The 17,359-nt window shown below is 42.8% G+C and carries 14 protein-coding genes and 1 pseudogene; 12 read left to right on the plus strand and 3 right to left on the minus strand.

The window, feature by feature from the left end; all coding sequences use genetic code 11:
* Positions 1–541: 541 nt before the first annotated feature.
* The 12 genes from A5886_RS01870 to A5886_RS01925 all read left to right on the plus strand — a co-directional run bounded on the left by A5886_RS01870 (position 542) and on the right by A5886_RS01925 (position 14,459).
* On the plus strand, positions 542–1,453 hold the full coding sequence (locus tag A5886_RS01870) for an ABC transporter permease (protein ID WP_086273368.1): 912 nt from the start codon (positions 542–544) through the stop codon (positions 1,451–1,453).
* Between the two features lie 11 nt (positions 1,454–1,464).
* The gene (locus A5886_RS01875) at positions 1,465–2,346 is read left to right on the plus strand and encodes a carbohydrate ABC transporter permease (protein WP_086273369.1); all 882 of its coding nucleotides are present in this window, start codon (positions 1,465–1,467) and stop codon (positions 2,344–2,346) included.
* Between the two features lie 15 nt (positions 2,347–2,361).
* Entirely contained in the window at positions 2,362–3,963 is a 1,602-nt protein-coding gene (locus tag A5886_RS01880; protein WP_086273370.1) for a type 2 periplasmic-binding domain-containing protein, read from the plus strand.
* Between the two features lie 101 nt (positions 3,964–4,064).
* Positions 4,065–4,676, plus strand: a complete 612-nt coding sequence (locus tag A5886_RS01885) for a DUF624 domain-containing protein (protein ID WP_086273371.1) — start codon at positions 4,065–4,067, stop codon at positions 4,674–4,676.
* Positions 4,657–5,577 carry an acetylxylan esterase gene (locus A5886_RS01890; protein WP_086273372.1) on the plus strand — a complete coding sequence of 307 codons (921 nt, stop codon included), beginning with the start codon at positions 4,657–4,659 and terminating at the stop codon, positions 5,575–5,577. Before A5886_RS01885 ends, A5886_RS01890 begins: the two co-directional genes overlap by 20 nt.
* 7 nt (positions 5,578–5,584) lie before the next feature.
* On the plus strand, positions 5,585–6,358 hold the full coding sequence (locus A5886_RS01895; RefSeq protein ID WP_086273373.1) for an endonuclease/exonuclease/phosphatase family protein: 774 nt from the start codon (positions 5,585–5,587) through the stop codon (positions 6,356–6,358).
* A gap of 5 nt (positions 6,359–6,363) precedes the next feature.
* Positions 6,364–8,511: a glycoside hydrolase family 3 N-terminal domain-containing protein gene (locus A5886_RS01900; protein WP_086275956.1), complete on the plus strand. Its 2,148-nt coding sequence runs from the start codon at positions 6,364–6,366 to the stop codon at positions 8,509–8,511.
* A gap of 15 nt (positions 8,512–8,526) precedes the next feature.
* Positions 8,527–11,820 carry a GH36-type glycosyl hydrolase domain-containing protein gene (locus A5886_RS01905; protein ID WP_086273374.1) on the plus strand — a complete coding sequence of 1,098 codons (3,294 nt, stop codon included), beginning with the start codon at positions 8,527–8,529 and terminating at the stop codon, positions 11,818–11,820.
* 12 nt (positions 11,821–11,832) lie between these two features.
* Positions 11,833–12,792 carry a LacI family DNA-binding transcriptional regulator gene (locus A5886_RS01910; RefSeq protein ID WP_086273375.1) on the plus strand — a complete coding sequence of 320 codons (960 nt, stop codon included), beginning with the start codon at positions 11,833–11,835 and terminating at the stop codon, positions 12,790–12,792.
* Between the two features lie 134 nt (positions 12,793–12,926).
* On the plus strand, positions 12,927–13,496 hold the full coding sequence (locus tag A5886_RS01915; RefSeq protein ID WP_086273376.1) for a TetR/AcrR family transcriptional regulator: 570 nt from the start codon (positions 12,927–12,929) through the stop codon (positions 13,494–13,496).
* Positions 13,497–13,499: 3 nt separating this feature from the next.
* Positions 13,500–13,958, plus strand: a complete 459-nt coding sequence (locus tag A5886_RS01920; RefSeq protein ID WP_086273377.1) for a low molecular weight protein-tyrosine-phosphatase — start codon at positions 13,500–13,502, stop codon at positions 13,956–13,958.
* 105 nt (positions 13,959–14,063) lie between these two features.
* Positions 14,064–14,459 carry a hypothetical protein gene (locus A5886_RS01925; RefSeq protein WP_086273378.1) on the plus strand — a complete coding sequence of 132 codons (396 nt, stop codon included), beginning with the start codon at positions 14,064–14,066 and terminating at the stop codon, positions 14,457–14,459.
* 24 nt (positions 14,460–14,483) lie between these two features.
* On the opposite strand, the pseudogene A5886_RS01930 reads toward A5886_RS01925, so the two are convergent.
* The 3 genes and pseudogenes from A5886_RS01930 to A5886_RS01940 all read right to left on the minus strand — a co-directional run.
* A pseudogene (locus A5886_RS01930) lies at positions 14,484–14,840 on the minus strand (iron chaperone); the annotation flags it as partial.
* A 183-nt stretch (positions 14,841–15,023) separates the two neighbouring features.
* Positions 15,024–15,554 (minus strand): helix-turn-helix domain-containing protein, encoded by a 531-nt coding sequence (locus tag A5886_RS01935; protein WP_086273380.1) that lies wholly within the window; start codon positions 15,552–15,554, stop codon positions 15,024–15,026.
* Positions 15,555–15,828: 274 nt separating this feature from the next.
* Positions 15,829–17,334, minus strand: a complete 1,506-nt coding sequence (locus tag A5886_RS01940; protein ID WP_086273381.1) for a helix-turn-helix domain-containing protein — start codon at positions 17,332–17,334, stop codon at positions 15,829–15,831.
* Between the last annotated feature and the right edge of the window lie 25 nt (positions 17,335–17,359).

Here is a 17,359-nt window from a genome sequence, read left to right on the forward strand (position 1 = left end):
CTATTATGTTGATTATACAATATTTTGGCCTTTATTTGTAATTAAATATAAAAAAATGTATTTTTTTTGATTTTTTTAATAGTTTTTATAGGTTGTCCAATCGAACTCTATTAAGCATAGGAATAGTTGGAATCCTATCGGTAACAAAGGTATCAATAATGATAAAAAGAAATTTTAAATTACAGGATATTTTGACAGCAAGCTTGTTAAGTTGCTGTTTTATTTTTTCTTAGTGAAACGTTTCTTCTCGTTTCGATAATTCCATGTATCCAGTAAAACAGTGCTAAATAAAGTGTTCCGAGATTTTTTACGAAAGAAGGAACAGGTAAAGATCGATAATTGCTGATATACCAGTCTTTAAATTGTGAAATTTATCACTTAACTAAAAAAAACACTTGAAAAGTAATCAGCGGAAAAAGTAGAAAAAAGTTAATTGAAAAGGCTTGCATTTTCGTTCGCCACCACTTATACTCTGTTTGTAGAAACGTTTCACCAAACATAAAAAGTTTTTCTAAGGGCAAAAAAGGAAGGGATTACGGATATGAGTAAATTGCAAAAGATTTATAGCCAGCGGCAGCTGCACTGGATGGTCTTTCCAGGTGTTGCCTTTATGATCGTGTTTAATTATATTCCAATTTATGGCATTATCATCGCGTTCAAAAATTATACAGTGATTGACACGATTTCATCAGCACCATGGGTGGGTTTAGAAAATTTCCGCATTATCATGAGTGATAGTTTTTTCTGGGAAGCCGTGGGCAATACATTGGCAATCAGTATGTTGAAACTGGGATTGGGTTTTGCGATTCCGATTATTTTGGCGATTATGATTTTTGAAATGCAGGATGGTCGCTTGAAGAAAATTATTCAAACGGTTTCATACATTCCCCATTTCTTTTCTTGGATCGTTTTGGGGGGCATGATGATTTCTTGGTTATCAACAAACGGGTTTATCAATCAAGTATTGATGGCGGTTGGGTTGATGGACAAGGGTGTCAATCATTTATTGGATCCTGATAAATATTGGTGGATCGCTGTGCTCTCTGATTTATGGAAAGAAGTGGGCTGGGGAACTATTCTCTACTTAGCGGGTATGTCGCGGATCGATCCTACATTCTATGAGGCGGCTAGAATCGATGGTGCCAGCAAGTTGCGTCAAATTCGTTCGATCACATTGCCGCTGTTAACACCGATCATCTCATTGAATTTGATTTTGAATGTTAGTGGTATCTTGGGCTCGAATTTAGATCAGACATTGGTTTTGATGAATTCACAAAACCAAAACAAGTCAGAAGTCATCAACTCTTTCGTTTATAAAATGGGTCTGACCCAAGGTGATTTCTCTTATGCAACGGCAGTCGGATTAGGGGTAGCGATTATTTCAGTGATCCTTCTGGTAATCACCGATCGGGTGACGCGGAAATTGAATAACGGCAACTCAGTGATCTTATAGGAGGAAAGCACATGATTAAACGAAAAAAAACAGAAAACAGCTGGTTCTATTTCTTCAATACAATGATTTTGATCATCTTTTCATTGCTGATCATCGTGCCAGTATGGAATATCTTGGTTTCGTCGGTTTCCTCTGGTTCAGGATTAGCAGGAAATGGCTTGGTTTTATGGCCCAAAGGCTTCACGTGGGAAAACTATCATAAAGTCTTGTCAGATGCGAGTATTCCGAGAGCTTTTTTGATCTCAGTTTTAAAAACTGTGATTGGCGCATCGACCCACACACTCTTTTGTGCGGTGGTGGCCTATGGCTTGAGTAAGTCTCGTTTGATTGGTCGAAATATTTATACCACATTAGGCGTAATCACGATGTATTTCAGTGGCGGGATGATTCCCACCTACTTGCTGATTCGCTCATTGGGTTTATTGGATTCTTTCTGGGTCTACATCATCCCAGCATTATTCAGTTATTATGACGTCGTGATTTTGATGAACTTTTTCCGAGAAATTCCGCCGTCACTAGAAGAGTCGGCTAAGATCGATGGTGCCAGTGAATTTCAAATTTTTTACAAAATCTTTTTGCCATTAACGAAACCGGCTTTGGCCACGATTATCTTGTTTAATGGTGTAGGGCAATGGAATGACTTCATGACTACTAAGTTATATATCACCAAAGAATATCTCTATCCATTGCAGATGAAAATCTATGAAATCATCGTACGTTCGAATCTAAGTTCGATGACAGAAAGCGGCAGTACGGACTTTATCGTCCAAGCAACGACCCGTGGGGTGCAATTGGCAACGATCGTGATCACGACAGTGCCGATTTTAATTATTTATCCATTGCTTCAAAAACACTTTATCGGCGGAATGATGGCCGGTGCAGTAAAAGAATAGAAAGAGGGATAGAACATGAAGAAAGTATTAGGCGGTTTATTGGCGACAACAGCATTACTCAGCTTGGCAGCATGCGGCGGCAGCTCAGATGATGCAAGTGGCTCAGATTTCTCAATCAAAGATCGGTATGAGTTAGATGAAAGTACTCCTGCTTGGAAATTGGATACCAAAGAAGAAACCACCAAGATCACATGGTACATCAACTCAGATTGGACAGCCTTGCCTTTTGGTGAAGATGTCACGACGGCACAAATCAAAGAAGATTTAAATATTGATATTGAATTTATTTCTGGGGATGATTCCAAACTGAACGCGCTGATCTCAAGTGGTGATATGCCAGACATCGTAACCTTGATGGACAAAACCAGTCAAGCAGCAGTCAAAGCGGACAGCTGGGCCTATTCATTGAATGATTTAGCTGAACAATATGATCCTTATTTAATGGATGTTGTAACAGAAGATACCTTTAATTGGTTCTCATTAGACAACGGCAAAACATATGGCTATCCGAACTATTCCAATACTGAAGCAGACTATGAAAGCGGCAATATTCCAGTCAATGATAACTTTGTGATCAGAGAAGATGTTTATGAAGCACTGGGTAAACCAGATGTCTCAACACCAGAAAACTTTGTCAAAGTGATGCAAGAGATTGCTGACAAATATCCTGATTTGACACCAATGGGCTTTACAACGATTGGCGAAACAGCAGGACCGTTCTCTGATAAACTACAAGACTTCTTAGGTGTTCCTTTGGAAGATGAAGATGGCAACTTCTATGACCGTAATTTAGATGATGAATATATCACTTGGTTAAAAGCTTTCAATGAAGTGTATCGTGATGGCAATATCAGTGACGATAGTTTCACAGACGATGGCCCAACCTATGACGAAAAAGTCAAAAAAGGCGACTACGCAACGATATTAGTCGCAGGTACAAGTGGCCAAGGCGGCAACTTCACTGAATTCATGAACAATTCGGATACACGCTATATCGCCATTGATGCGCCTGCCAGCACATCAGGCAAAGAAGCAACTTTGAACCAAACAGGGATTTCAGGCTGGTTGATCAACTATATCACCAAAGATGCTGTCGATCCTGCAAAAGTGACACAACTATTTACCTATTTGATTGACGAACCAGGACAAATCTTGACCAAATTTGGTGTGGAAGATGTGACGTATGCCTACAATGACGAAGGCAAAATCGATTATTTGCCAGAAGTGAAAGAAATGGAACAAAGCGACAACGAAGCCTACAACAAAAAATATGGCATCAGTCGTTTCAACTACTTCAACAATGACCGTGCCAATGCATTGAAAGTCAAAACAGAAAATGCTTTGACACAAATGCAAGAATGGGGCGAAGGCAAATTGTATCCGCACTTTGTCATTGAAAATACAGATCCTGATGCTGGAACAGCGGAAGCGCGTTCAAATACCGCAATCAAGACCAAAACCAACAGCACCATTATTTCATTGATTCGTTCAAAAGACGAAGCGGCCTTTGACACAACCTTGACTGATTTTGAAAGTTTCCTAGATAGCAACAATTGGGATGCAATCAAAGAAATCAAAACTGAAAAAATGGCTGAGAACCGAGAAAAACTAGAATAAAACGATAGAAAGGAAGAGGAAAGCGAAGCCAACAACCGACCTTTCCTCTTCCCGTTTTTTGTTGATACAACAGCAACGATCCTTACGATTGGAGGCACATCATGAAACAACTATTTTCTTATGAAGGCTGGTACTATCGCGTATTTGCTTTTCTGGCAGATATGATTATCCTGAGTTTTCTTTTTCTGCTTCCTGCGATGACAATCGTGTTTGCAGGTCCTGCATTGATCGCCCTCTATCAAACGATCGGGCAGTTGATAGAAGAGAAAGATTTGCCGGTCTGGCGAAGATACCGACAAGCGTTTGTCAGCAATCTTAGACGCGGTTTTCAACTGACAGGGATTGCGTTCGGTTATGTGCTCAGTGTCATGGCGATCATTTATAGTTTGATGATGATCACGCCTTACTTTGGTGTCTTATCAGTGATACTGGTCAGTTTGGCAGGCTTGTTTTTGATTGTATTTATCATCTTATATAGCTTGTTCAAGTATTCAGTGAAAGAAACGCTGAGAGAGACAGCCTATGCGGTCTTAAGTAGTACGGCCAATGCCATTATCTTATTGGTGATCCCGATCGCATTGTTTGTGTTGTGCAGCAAAATCAATCTATTTTTATTTATCTGTTTAGGTATTTCTGGATCGGCATATGTGCAAATCATGTTTTTCAATAAAGTACTAGCAAAGGAGCCAAGCTATGACGAAGGCAACCGCTAAAAGAACGCAATTTTGGCAACAAGTGCGTACCGAGAGTCAATCGATTCCGCTGCAATTGAAGAAAGAACGGCTGGTACCCTTGTTAAAGGATATTGATAGCTATCAGATCTCATTTCAAAGTTTGGGAAATGAAACAATCTATGGTTTCTTATTACTGCCTCAAGTGACGAACCCCTGTCCGTTGGTGATCGAATTTTTAGGATATATGAATCACTTGCAAGAACCATTTCAGTTTGCCCATTGGCCATTGATTGGTTGCGGCTGTTTGGTGATTGACAATCGCGGTCAAGGCGGCAAGACACAAGATAATGTTCCTTACGAAACAACGCAGCATGAGATGCCTTTTGGCAGAGGGATTTTGAAACAAGAAGATTTTTATATGAAGCGATTGATCGCAGATAGTTTACGAACGTTAGAAGTCGCGCAGGCATTATCCGAGATAGATCAAGACCGGATCATCTTGCGGGGAGGATCGCAAGGCGGAGGGGTCGCATTATGGGTCAATGCATTGGCCGCATGCCCGATTTTTGCCACCTTTGCAGATGTACCTAGCCACTCCAATATTTTGCACCGTATGGCTCAGAAAACCGGCAGTTATGGTGTGATCCAAGATTATTGCATCCAGCATCCAGCATTGGCCCCGCAGATCCAAGAAGTGATGTCGTATTATGACTTGCAGTATGTGGCGCAGGACATCACTGGCCCCGTCTTCACATCGGTGGGCAGCAAAGACCCGGTTTGCCCGATGACGGACTTCTTCGTTTCCTATAAAAAAATTCTTTCGCCCAAGCAATTGACGATTTATTTGAACAAAGGCCATGGCGGCGGTGAAGCCAAACAGATCCGTCGAGAAATGCAGAAAATCACAAAATTATTGGCAAAAGATAAGCAAAAGGAATGAATGTGCAATGAAAGTAGCTACGTATAATCTCCGTGTCGATACAGACTACGACCAAGACTGGCAGTGGAGTTACCGAGCGGATAAAGTATTAGACTTGATCAATTATCACGACTGGTCGTTAATGGCAGTCCAAGAAATCCGCCCCACACAAATCGAAGATCTAAAAAAGTTGACCCAATACCACAGCATCACAGCTGAGCGAGATGGCGATGGTCAAGGAGAGGGAATTGGCTTGTATTACAAACCCAGTGTCTATGCTTTGATTGATTCAGGTTCGTTTTGGTTGTCATTGACACCAGATCAGCCGAGTATTCATCCAGAGGCAGCCTATCGCAGACTTTGTGTTTGGGCCATCTTGCAGCCGAAGGAAGGCCCCGCCTTTCTGGTGATTTCGACACATTTGGACAATATTTCAGAAACCGCTCGTTTTGAGGGAATGAAAGTGATCGTGACCCAATTGGCAGAAAAAATCACCAGCTATCCCGTTTTGCTGATGGGAGATTTGAATGCCGAAAGAACAGAAGGCGTGCATGATTACTTGGCAACGATGTTCAGCAATGCCAAAGAAAATGGTCTGCAACCTCACTATGGACCAAAAGGATCTTATCAAAATTTTGCATACAACATGCCTTGGTCAGCATTAGAAGAAATTGATTATATCTACACTAAGGGATTTACAGTCATAAAAACAGCATGTCTCACCGATGCCTGTGACCGGCGCTTTCCGTCGGATCACTTTCCGCTAGAAGCAGACATACGATTTGAAGAAAAGGGTGAATGAGAAAAATGGAAAAACAACAACTAACCGCGTTATTATCAGAAATGACCATCGAAGAAAAAATTGATCAGCTTTTACAATTGGCAGCTGCTTTTTATTCCGATAAAGCAGAAGAAAAAACTGGCCCAATGAGTGACTTAGGCTTGACCCAAGAAAATATCAACAATGCAGGGACTACTTTAGGGGTTTCTGGCGCCAAAGAAGCGATCCGGGTGCAAAAGGACTACATCAAAAACAATCGGTTGCAGATTCCAACGATTTTAATGGCAGATATCATCCACGGCTTTCGGACGATTTTCCCGATTCCTCTTGCCCTCGGCAGCTCATGGGATTTAAAAGCAGCGGAACAAATGGCCGAAGTTTCAGCCAAAGAAGCGGCAGTATCAGGATTGCATGTTACCTTTTCACCAATGGTCGATTTGGTGCGGGATCCGCGTTGGGGCCGTGTCATGGAATCAACCGGAGAAGATGCCTATTTGAATGGAAAATTTGCGGAAGCCTTCGTTAAAGGGTATCAGGGGGATGACTTGACCAATGATGTCAACCGGGTCGCTGCTTGTGTCAAACACTTTGCTGCCTATGGCGCTGCCATCGGCGGTCGTGATTACAATACGGTCAATATGTCAGAACGTCAATTGCGGGAAAGTTATTTACCCGGTTATAAAGCAGCGTTGGATGCGGGTGCGAAATTGGTGATGACTTCCTTCAACACAGTGGACGGCATTCCAGCCACTGCCAATCGTTGGTTGTTTAGAGATGTGCTGCGCAAAGAATTTGGCTTTGAAGGCGTGGTGATCTCTGACTGGGGTGCAATTATCGAAATCATTGCCCACGGTGCAGCACAAGACGAAAAGCATGCTGCTGAATTGGCGATCAAAGCCGGCGTCGATATCGAAATGATGACCACTTGCTACACCGATCATCTACAAGAACTGATTGAAGAAGGCACTGTTGATGAAGCCTTGTTAGATGAAGCAGTTCTGCGTATTTTGAACTTGAAAAATGATCTAGGGCTCTTTGAGAATCCATACCGTGGTGCCGATGAAGCAGCTGAAGCAGCAGTCGTGCTTTCTGAGGATCACCGCATGATCGCAAAAGATATTGCCAAGAAATCAATGGTCCTCCTCAAGAATGAGGGCATTTTACCATTCAAGAAACAAGAAACAGTCGCCATCGTCGGTCCTGGTGCGCAATCAAGAGATTTGCTGGGTGCTTGGTCATGGCAAGGCAAGCAAGAAGAAGTCATCAATCTTGTGGAAGGGGCCAAAGGAATTGGTGCTGAAGTCATCTATGGCACTGAAGCATTTGATTATTTTGCGCCAAGTGAAGCTGCGATTGCAGAAGCAGTAGCGCTTGTTCAAAAAGCGGACAAAGTTGTCTTGGCCTTAGGAGAACAAGAATGGATGAGTGGAGAAGCGGCGAGTCGCAGTGATATTCGCCTCCCCGAAGCCCAACGGACGCTATTTGATACGTTGAAAGAGCACAATCCAAATATTGTCGTAACCTTGTTCAACGGACGACCATTGGACTTGCAAGCAGTCGATCAAGCCCAAGCAATCCTTGAAGCGTGGTTCCCTGGTACAGAAGGCGGCAGCGCATTGGCAGAGCTGTTGTGGGGAGAAGATAGCCCGAGCGGCCGTTTGAGCATGTCTTTCCCAGAAACAGTGGGACAAGTACCGATTTACTACAATGTTGACAATACGGGACGACCTTATGAAAAAGCGCCAGACGAAAAATATGTGTCGAAATATTTGGATGTATCTAATTATGCCAAATATCCTTTCGGGTTTGGTCTTAGTTATAGTCCCATCACTTACACGAACCTTACGATCGATACCACACAAATCGATGCACAACAAACGGCGCACGTGTCAGTCACGATCCAAAATGACGGTCATCACTCAGTCACCGAAACTGTGCAACTATATGTACGGGATGTAGTAGGGGAAGTGGTTCGGCCAGTGAAAGAATTGAAGGACTTCCAGCAAGTAACAGTGGCTGCGGGTGAAACCAAAGAAGTGACCTTTGCCATCAATGAAAGCCAATTGCGTTATGTCCACAGCAATCAACAGTTGGCGAGTGACACTGGACAATTCAAGATCATGGTTGGACCAAATAGTCGTGATCTGCAGGAGACAACACTGCAATTAGTTTAAGATAGGATGGTTTTTATGACGAAAAAAATACAAGTGGCCAATGCCGATACGACAGCCGTCTTTTTACCGACGGGGGATTTATATGAGATCCAAAACCATGATTTAATGATTAACCAACTTAATGGAAATCCATTAGACGGCAGCTTGAATCAGCTGTATCTGCGCATCGAAGAGGCGGGAGAAATATCGTTTACACCATTGATCGGTTCGAATGCCCGCAGTACCTTTGCGTATAATGAACATCAAGTACAATGGTCTGGACAGTATCGATCGGTGGCTTATCAAGTTGATTTTCAACTGGCAGAAAATGTTTGGTTTTGGCGTGTCCAATTAAGCGGAAGTGGAAAAGCCGATGTTGTTTACGGACAAGATTTGGGCAATGCAGCTAAAGGTGCCGTTCAATCGAATGAAGCCTATGTCTCGCAATATATCGATCATCATGTAACGGAAAGTCAAGGGCGGATCACAGTTTCTTCCCGTCAAAACCAACCACAAAATGGGCAATTCCCATTGGTGGAACAAGGCAGTTTCCAATCCCTAAAGGGCTATGCCACGGACGGCTATCAATTTTTTGGCCGAAGCTATAAAACAAGCAACAGTCCCGAAGCATTGCAGCATGAGCGATTACCAAATGAAGTCTATCAATATGAGTGCGCGTATATTGCGCTGCAAAGCCAATGGCTAGAACTAAGCGATACACCAACGGACATCGTGTTTTATGCCGCAGTCAAAGAGAATCAAGCAGAAGCAGTCACTGGACCCCAATTTTCGGTGGCGGCATTACAGACACAATATGATCAATTGGTGTTTGAAGACCTTGGCGGACAAAATATGCCAGCGAAAAAATTAGGACCTGTCGTTGTAGGAGAAACATGGACTGAAGCTGAGATCGTAGCCCGTTTTCCTCAGCGACAAGCGATTGAAACTGTTGATGGGCAAACCTATTCTTTCTTTACTGATGCGTATCATCATGTGGTCCTCAAGGACAAAGAAGCCCATATGGAACGCAGTCACGGGCACATCCTTTTGAGTGGGCAGTCGCTGACAGTGGATCAGCCAATCATGAGTACGACGGTTTATATGAGCGGCATCTTTAATTCTCAGATCGTACTAGGCAATACGTCTATGAACAAATTGTTGAGCAACAGCCGCAATGCCTTGAATCTGATCAAACAGTCAGGACAGCGGATCTACTTGAAAGAAGCCGACCAATGGCGGCTCTTGACCATGCCTTCAGCATTTGAGATGGGCTTAAATTCAGCAACTTGGTATTATAAATTAGCCGATGACGTGATCAAAGTCACCACCTATACGCAATTAGAAGGGCGTCAGATCACCACAACGATCCATAGCGAGCAGCAGCAATCGTATACTTGGGCGATCAGCAATCAATTTGTGATGGGTGTCGATGATAGTGCGCCGACTGTCGCCCTTGAGGTTGCAGATCAATGCGTGACGATCAAAGGATCAGCAGCATCACCAATCCATGACGCATACCCAGAGTTAACCTATTATCTAGCGGCTGAACAACCCTTTACTGTCGAAAATGAAACCTTATTCAATGTCACCCCCATCAGTGAGGAAGCTGCGCTGACCGTGTTGCGTTTTGATGATCAACAGGAAGTATCATTTGTTATTCAAGGCACATTAGACAACACGCCATATCACACGCAGGTAAGTGAGTATGCAGCCGAAGATCAAGCGTATACGGACTTTATCCATTCATTGCTGCACCAATTTGAGTTACACCATGACAGCGCCGATGTCGCATCATTCAATATATTGGCCCGGTGGTATACCCACAATATGCTGGTTCATTATTTATCGCCCCATGGATTGGAGCAATATGGCGGCGCTGCGTGGGGCACCCGCGATGTGTCACAGGGACCGACGGAATACTTCTTGGCTTTTAATCGTCCAGAAATGGTTGCATCGATCATTGAGCATCTATTTGAAAATCAATTTGAAGATGATGGCAACTGGCCGCAATGGTTTATGTTTGACCGATATGAAAAGCAAAAAGCTGATGAGAGTCATGGCGATGTCATCGTTTGGCCAATGAAGGTCGTTAGTGACTATTTGGAAAAAACCAAAGATTACACTATTTTGGAAAAACAAATTGCCTATACCGACCGAGACAGTTTTGAGAAAACAGCCTCCGCGCCTTTGTTCGATCATTTGAAAAAAGAAGTTGCTTATATTGAAGCCAACTTCTTACCGGGTACCTATTTGTCTTGTTATGGCGATGGGGATTGGGATGATACCTTGCAGCCGAACAACAGCAAGTTGAAAAAACACATGGCCAGCAGTTGGACCGTTGCGTTGACGTATGAAGTGTTGAAAAAATTAGGAAAGCAGTTGGCTGCTTATGATGCCGAATATGCCGCGCATTTGACTACACTTGCAGCAGGTGTGCAAAAAGATTTTGAAACCTATATGTTGGCAGATGGGACATTGCCAGGGTTTGTCTATATGGAAGACGAAGACCATGTCGAATTGATGGTTCATCCGACGGACAAAAAAACCGGCATCCAATACCGATTACTGCCCATGCAGCAAAGTATGATTGGGGAATTACTCTCACCAGAAGAAGCGGATCACCACTTGGCAATCATCAAAGAACATCTGCAGTTTCCAGATGGTGTCCGTCTGATGAATCGCCCAGCGCAATATCAAGGCGGTGTCAGCACAAACTTCAAACGGGCAGAACAAGCCGCGAACTTTGGCCGTGAGATTGGCTTGCAATATGTACATGCCCACATCCGTTTTACGGAAGCGATGGCTAAACTAGGCAATAAACAAGAAACTTGGCATGCGTTGGGTGTCATTAATCCAATCCAAATCAAAGAACGGGTGCAAAATGCTGAGCTGCGTCAAGCCAATGCTTACTTCAGCAGTTCTGACGGCGACTTCAAAACAAGGTACCAAGCACAAGAGAATTTTGGTAAACTGAAAGAAGGAACGGTTGGTGTCAAAGGCGGCTGGCGTATTTACTCTAGCGGACCTGGTATCTATCTCAACCAATTGATCAGTCAAGTCTTGGGGATTCGTGTGTATGTCGATCATCTCGAGTTGGATCCAGTGCTACCGTCAGAACTTGACGGATTGTCATTGACCTATCAGATATATGATTACCCAGTTCATTTGATTTTTCATGAAGCCCCCGAGGCGAAAGTTGTCATCAACGGACAAGCGCAGCCATTGGATTTTACGGACAATCGTTATCGGCAAGGAGCGATTTCTTTTGAAAAAGAGTCCTTCTGCCAATTATTGAATAACAGCGACAATACAATCGATATTTATCGCTAGAAAGGAGAAGCCATGGTAGGAATCAAAGATATTGCCCAGCAAGCGGGGGTTTCCATTTCCACTGTATCATATGCATTAAATGGCAGCCCGAAAGTAACTGAGGAAACCCGTGCGCGTATCCAAGCGATTGCGAAGGAATTGAATTATGTTCCGAACATGGCGGCTCGCTCACTCAAACGCCGACAAACCAATATTATTGGGGTCTATTTGGCAGATTATGCCGGGAGTTTCTATGGCGAACTGCTAGATGGTATCAAGAAAGGCTTGGAACTGTTCGGCTATGAAATGATTGTGTGCAGCGGCAAAAAATCACATTTGTTTATTCCAGAACGGATGATTGATGGCGCGATTATATTGGATTGGACTTTCCCAGAAGACGAAATTTTGCAATACGCACAGCGTGGCCATCAAATCGTTGTCTTGGACCGGGTCTTGTCTCATGAGAATATCTATCAAGTATTATTGGACAACAAAGGCGGTGCAGCATTGGCAATCGATCGATTGATTGCTGGACAAAGCGAAAAAGTTTATTTGCTGGCTGGTCCTGAAACAGGGTATGACAGTCATGAGCGTCTAGAAGCCAGCACCAAAGAACTGACGCGTTTCGGCGTCCCTTACGAAGTCATTCCGGGTGACTTTACGGAACCTTCAGGGTACCAAGCCGCCAAAGATTTATTGGCTCAGCCACAACAAGGGCCAATCGATATCTTTGCGTTTAATGATGAAATGGCGATCGGTGTGTACAAATATGTCCGAGAAACAGAGTATCAAATAGGCAAAGACATCCGAATCATTGGATTTGATAATACGGAACTGGGTGCCTTTGTGCAACCACGTTTGGCAACGATTGCTTACTCGAAACACCGTTGGGGCATGGTCGCTGCCGAGAAAATCATTCATGCCATCCAAGGTGATCCGGTGGAAGATGAACATATCTACACGACCTATGTTGACGGCGAATCATTTACCTGATACGCAAAGGATAGACAAAAGGCAGACTTTCGGGTCTGTCTTTTTGCATAGAAAGTAGTTATTTACTTCCATTCTATTTCTGGCTAGAATTTGGTATGATAGAAGAAACAGTCAGACACAAGAAGAGGTGCACGATGGGCGAAAGTAATCAAACCAAAGCCAGTATTGGCCAATCATTGGTGCAACTTTGCCAAACCAAAGAAATCAGCAAAATCAGCGTACAAGAAATTACGGCAGCTGCCACGATCAACCGGCAAACCTTTTATTACCATTTTCCAGATAAAAAATCGCTGATCCAGTGGATTTATCATCATGATGCGTTGGTTTTTTTGACGGCAGAAGATATTTCTTTGGATAATTGGGAAGAAGCCGCATTACGGATGTTGAAGGCCATGAAAGATTCTGCTGATTTTTATCGGAAGTCGGTGATCTATGATCGGGAAATCTTGATGAATAGTTTTTTTGCAATCACAGAACCGCTGTTTCAGCGTTTATTCCAAGGTGTAGACATTGATCAACAGCTGACGACCAAAGACATTCAGTTTTACAGCCGGTTTTTTTCTTATGGCTGCGGTGGGATCTTAGAATCATGGCTGCGAAACGACTTTCCCGAGTCGCCGTTAGAAATCGCGACCCAATTGTTTCGTTTAGCCAAAGATGTTGAATTTTTTTCTTATCAAATTTATGAACAAGAGGAGCAGTGATATATGACCAAAATACTTTTCGTTTGTTTAGGGAATATTTGTCGTTCGCCGATGGCAGAAGCGCTATTTCGGGCGGAAATCAACGCGCGAGGTTTAGCATGGCAGGTGGACTCGGCGGCAACAAGCGGGTGGGAAGCTGGAAATCCAGCGCATGCCGGTACACGACAATTGCTGGCTCAAAAAGGTATCAGCAGCAAAGGGCTTATCTCTCGGCAAGTGCAAACAAAAGACTTTGAGGATTTCGATTGGATCATTGGCATGGATGATCAGAATGTCGCCGATTTGCGAAAGCGGGCACCCAAGGACCATCAAGACAAAATCCATACGTATCTAAGTGTTGTTCCTGACCAGGAAGATGCAGAGATTCCTGATCCCTATTATACGGGTGATTTTGAAGAAACGTATCGGTTGCTCAAAACCGGTATGCCTTATTGGATCGCAGCAATCAAGGAAGACAAGTAACCAATGTTCACTCTTGTTTTTTTGCATAAATTTGGTAAAATAAAGATAGAAAATGCGAACGTATGTGTGGGTTTTGCCTCGGTATCGTGCAGAAAGGACAGTCCAATGGAAAAGAAACCATCGCCTATCAGAAAATTAGGTAAACTCATTGTGATGACATCCACCACGTTACTGGATACGTTTTTCAGTGATGATGCAGATAAAAAGAATCAAACAGAGAAAATGCGAGAGGTACGGCGCTTGCTGCAAGAAGCTGCAACGGCCAAGTATCTGGTGGTGCTGCAAGTCAAGGCGGATAAATTAGGGGAATTTGAAACCGTTACCGGCTGGATCGTAGGCAAAACGGTGGCGAAGGAACAAGTTGTGTTGAAATTACAAAACAATCGACAACAGCTGCGGATCATTCCATTAAGTCAGATTTTGAAAGTCAGTACATTGAACACCAAACCTGCTGCCAAGAGAAGTATGCCACAACCCAAAGAAGAACCTGTCGATGAATGACAGGTTCTTCTTTGGGTATATCTTCGCATGTTTAGAAAGAATCTTGGATAGACGCCACGCCGTGATGTCTTGAATCAACTGATAAGGGATAGGCTGATCAAAGGGAAACTGGACCGCACCTTTGCTGGTTTTGTATCCTGCTAACTCTTTTGCAAAATGCTGAATGGCTTCAGGTGCTGGATAGAAACCCAAATGATGTTTGGCATAGGCAAAATGAACGATATTTTCATGGTAATGGTATGTTGGCATTTGGTAGCTGATTTTTTCTGTGGCTTGGGGCAATGCGGTAAGAATCGTTTGTCGGACAGTCTTTAGGATCTCTTGTCGATCTGCGGGAGCGTTGTCGATGTACTGGTCAACGGTCAGGGATGATGTTGTCATGGAAATACCTCTTTTTTCTTTTAAGTATACGACAAAAAAGGAGCCTGTCAGTGGGTGGCTGACAGGCTAGGAGTAAAAATGAAAAGTGTTAGTTAGGGTTGTTTGTTGGTATGCATATACTATACCTAGAAAATGTGAATATTTTGTGGAGAAAAGATTGGGAAGTGTTTAAGAATATATTTTTTACGGCAATTCTTTGATCATTTGAATGCCAAAGCGTCCTTTCTTCGTAGTAGAGACATAAAAGTGCAGGTCATACGTCCGTTGGGCATCGGCAAGGGCCTGATATAGGGCATTGATCTCTTTTTCGGCAGCCGCTTTGGTGCGATAAAACGCCAAAGGGACTTGGTGATCTCCCCAGAAGCTATGGGCATCTATACCCATAAGCATAACAGCAGGTTCATCTGCTTTTGCGGAAAAAACTGGCGATAATATAAATTTATAGTAAGAAGAGAGTGACCCCGTAATTTTACTGATCACAAAGATACGATGTAACGTCGTTTGATCAGGAGCAATGTCTTGCGCGGTTCCTAGCAACTCATCAACGGACACTTGGAAGTAGGTTGCTATACGTACCGCATTTTTTAAGTCAGGTTCGGCAGAGCCGTTTTCGTAGCGAGAGATGGCTTGTCTGGAAATCGACAGATAGTCAGCAAGTACTGCTTGAGAAATCCCTTGCTTTTTACGTAATTCTTTCAAGCGGTCAGAAAACATGTTACACCTCCGTTGTTGTTTCTTAAATGGTAAAGGAAATCCTTGTTTCCTACAAGCACAGTTTTGTTGCAAAGTGGTGCATAGCTGTTGCAAAGGCCGCTGATTCGCTATTAAGACAAAAAAACACCCACCGGTGGGTGGCCGGTGGGAAGGAGTTAAAAATGAAAAAGTGTTAGTTAGGGTTGTTTGTTGGTATACATAGAGTATACGGCTTAAATATGAATATTTTGTGACAAAACCTTTCGGAAGTTCTTAAGAACCCGTGACGTTTTTGTTACAACGCCAGATTTTTCTCATCGAAGTGATTCTTCAATGAACGATACAAATCAATATATTGACGATCATCTGAAGCGTAATCCCACAAATAGCTTGCGGTATCAGGGTTCAGTTTTTTCAACAATTGACTTGAGCTGATCACGACATCATATTTGGCTTGTTGATTTTGGTCATAAGGTTCTGCGGCGACAAAGGTCAAGTCATGCAAGAATTGCGACAAGCCTTGTACCAGCAAAAAGTTATCTTCTAACGCCACCCCTACATGCAATCGATTGGCATAACGAATTTGATCATAAAATGGCAGCAAGGTATGAGTATACATGATGGCCATTTGTTCTTGATTCTCATCATTTAAGTAATCAACGGCAGCTTCCTCGCGATAACTTGTCAAAAAGCTGCTAATTTTTGTTTGCAGTTGGGCTTCAGCGGCACCACGATTGATGGTTGGGTTCAATAAACGATAGATATTTGGGAACGGTTGACGGAAGACATAGTTGGCAAACGTCACATTGATCAAATTACCAATGACCAATGGTTCATCCAAAAGACTTGGTTGTGAGGCAAAGACTGTTTCTTTCATCTCAGCTAATAAGTCTAGGACCAAAGGATAGATCGGGTTTTTCTTATCGGCAAAGAACTGCAGTGTTTGTTGCAAAGCGGGCTCGTCTGTCGATAAATAAAAAGGAAACATTTGCGCCATTAAATAAATAAAACCAGATTCACCTTTGAATTGTTTATCTGTCAACGCAAAGCGATCACCAATAAAGGTTTTCAAACGGTCAAAATCTAAATAGCGGTTATTTTTCATCAAGAAATTATAGCGTTTATCATATTTCGCATAATTTTCTTTTTTGATCCGTAATAAAACCAAGGCAGCAAAATATTTCAACTCTAAACGACCCATGTATGAATGGGTCATTGGGAAGTATTCACTAAATTCATCCACCAACGCTTCCGCTTCTTCTTCAGGCAATGCAAATGGCCATTCGATGCCTCTGACACCTAACCAAATGATATTGAACAAGGATAAACGTACCAAGCGTTCATCACCGACCAAGTTTGATTCGGTATATGTAAAACGTAATTGGAATTGTTTTAAATGATTTTTTAGTTTTTCAAATTTTCGGGAAACAGTTGAACGGCTGACATCATATTTTTCGCAGAAATCAGTGATCGTAGGATCTTCTTCATTCAGCATATAAAGAACGTATAAGAACGGTACGCTTTGATTTAATAGATAAAAGCGATACTCGTCGATCGTTACCGCGATATTCTGGGGCTGCAGTTTGCCACCGCGGCCGAGTATCGACATGTGATCTGGAGTTAACTCGTTCAGATCTTGGTCGATCTCAGTCAACTCGATAAAAGCTTGTTGGTAGCTCAACTCCATTTCCTTCGCCAATTGCGCAATCGGGTGGCTAGGATTTTGTAAAGTCAGCATACGCCGGAATATTTTAAATTTGATTAATGTTTGCGGATCCATCATAAGTTCTTCGTAAAACATAAGTATCCTCCTTTGTGGCTCTATT

It is taken from the genome of Candidatus Enterococcus testudinis, assembly GCF_002140915.1.
Lineage (GTDB): Bacteria > Bacillota > Bacilli > Lactobacillales > Enterococcaceae > Enterococcus_D > Enterococcus_D testudinis.

Bases quoted from the DNA above. Each gene is read 5' to 3' on its own strand.
- A5886_RS01870 (WP_086273368.1), top strand. From the start codon at position 542: ATGAGTAAATTGCAAAAGATTTATAGCCAGCGGCAGCTGCACTGGATG.
- A5886_RS01895 (WP_086273373.1), top strand. From the start codon at position 5,585: ATGAAAGTAGCTACGTATAATCTCCGTGTCGATACAGACTACGACCAA.
- A5886_RS01885 (WP_086273371.1), top strand. From the start codon at position 4,065: ATGAAACAACTATTTTCTTATGAAGGCTGGTACTATCGCGTATTTGCT.
- A5886_RS01905 (WP_086273374.1), top strand. From the start codon at position 8,527: ATGACGAAAAAAATACAAGTGGCCAATGCCGATACGACAGCCGTCTTT.
- A5886_RS01935 (WP_086273380.1), bottom strand. From the start codon at position 15,554: ATGTTTTCTGACCGCTTGAAAGAATTACGTAAAAAGCAAGGGATTTCT.
- A5886_RS01900 (WP_086275956.1), top strand. From the start codon at position 6,364: ATGGAAAAACAACAACTAACCGCGTTATTATCAGAAATGACCATCGAA.
- A5886_RS01910 (WP_086273375.1), top strand. From the start codon at position 11,833: ATGGTAGGAATCAAAGATATTGCCCAGCAAGCGGGGGTTTCCATTTCC.
- A5886_RS01880 (WP_086273370.1), top strand. From the start codon at position 2,362: ATGAAGAAAGTATTAGGCGGTTTATTGGCGACAACAGCATTACTCAGC.
- A5886_RS01940 (WP_086273381.1), bottom strand. From the start codon at position 17,334: ATGTTTTACGAAGAACTTATGATGGATCCGCAAACATTAATCAAATTT.
- A5886_RS01925 (WP_086273378.1), top strand. From the start codon at position 14,064: ATGGAAAAGAAACCATCGCCTATCAGAAAATTAGGTAAACTCATTGTG.
- A5886_RS01890 (WP_086273372.1), top strand. From the start codon at position 4,657: ATGACGAAGGCAACCGCTAAAAGAACGCAATTTTGGCAACAAGTGCGT.
- A5886_RS01875 (WP_086273369.1), top strand. From the start codon at position 1,465: ATGATTAAACGAAAAAAAACAGAAAACAGCTGGTTCTATTTCTTCAAT.
- A5886_RS01920 (WP_086273377.1), top strand. From the start codon at position 13,500: ATGACCAAAATACTTTTCGTTTGTTTAGGGAATATTTGTCGTTCGCCG.
- A5886_RS01915 (WP_086273376.1), top strand. From the start codon at position 12,927: ATGGGCGAAAGTAATCAAACCAAAGCCAGTATTGGCCAATCATTGGTG.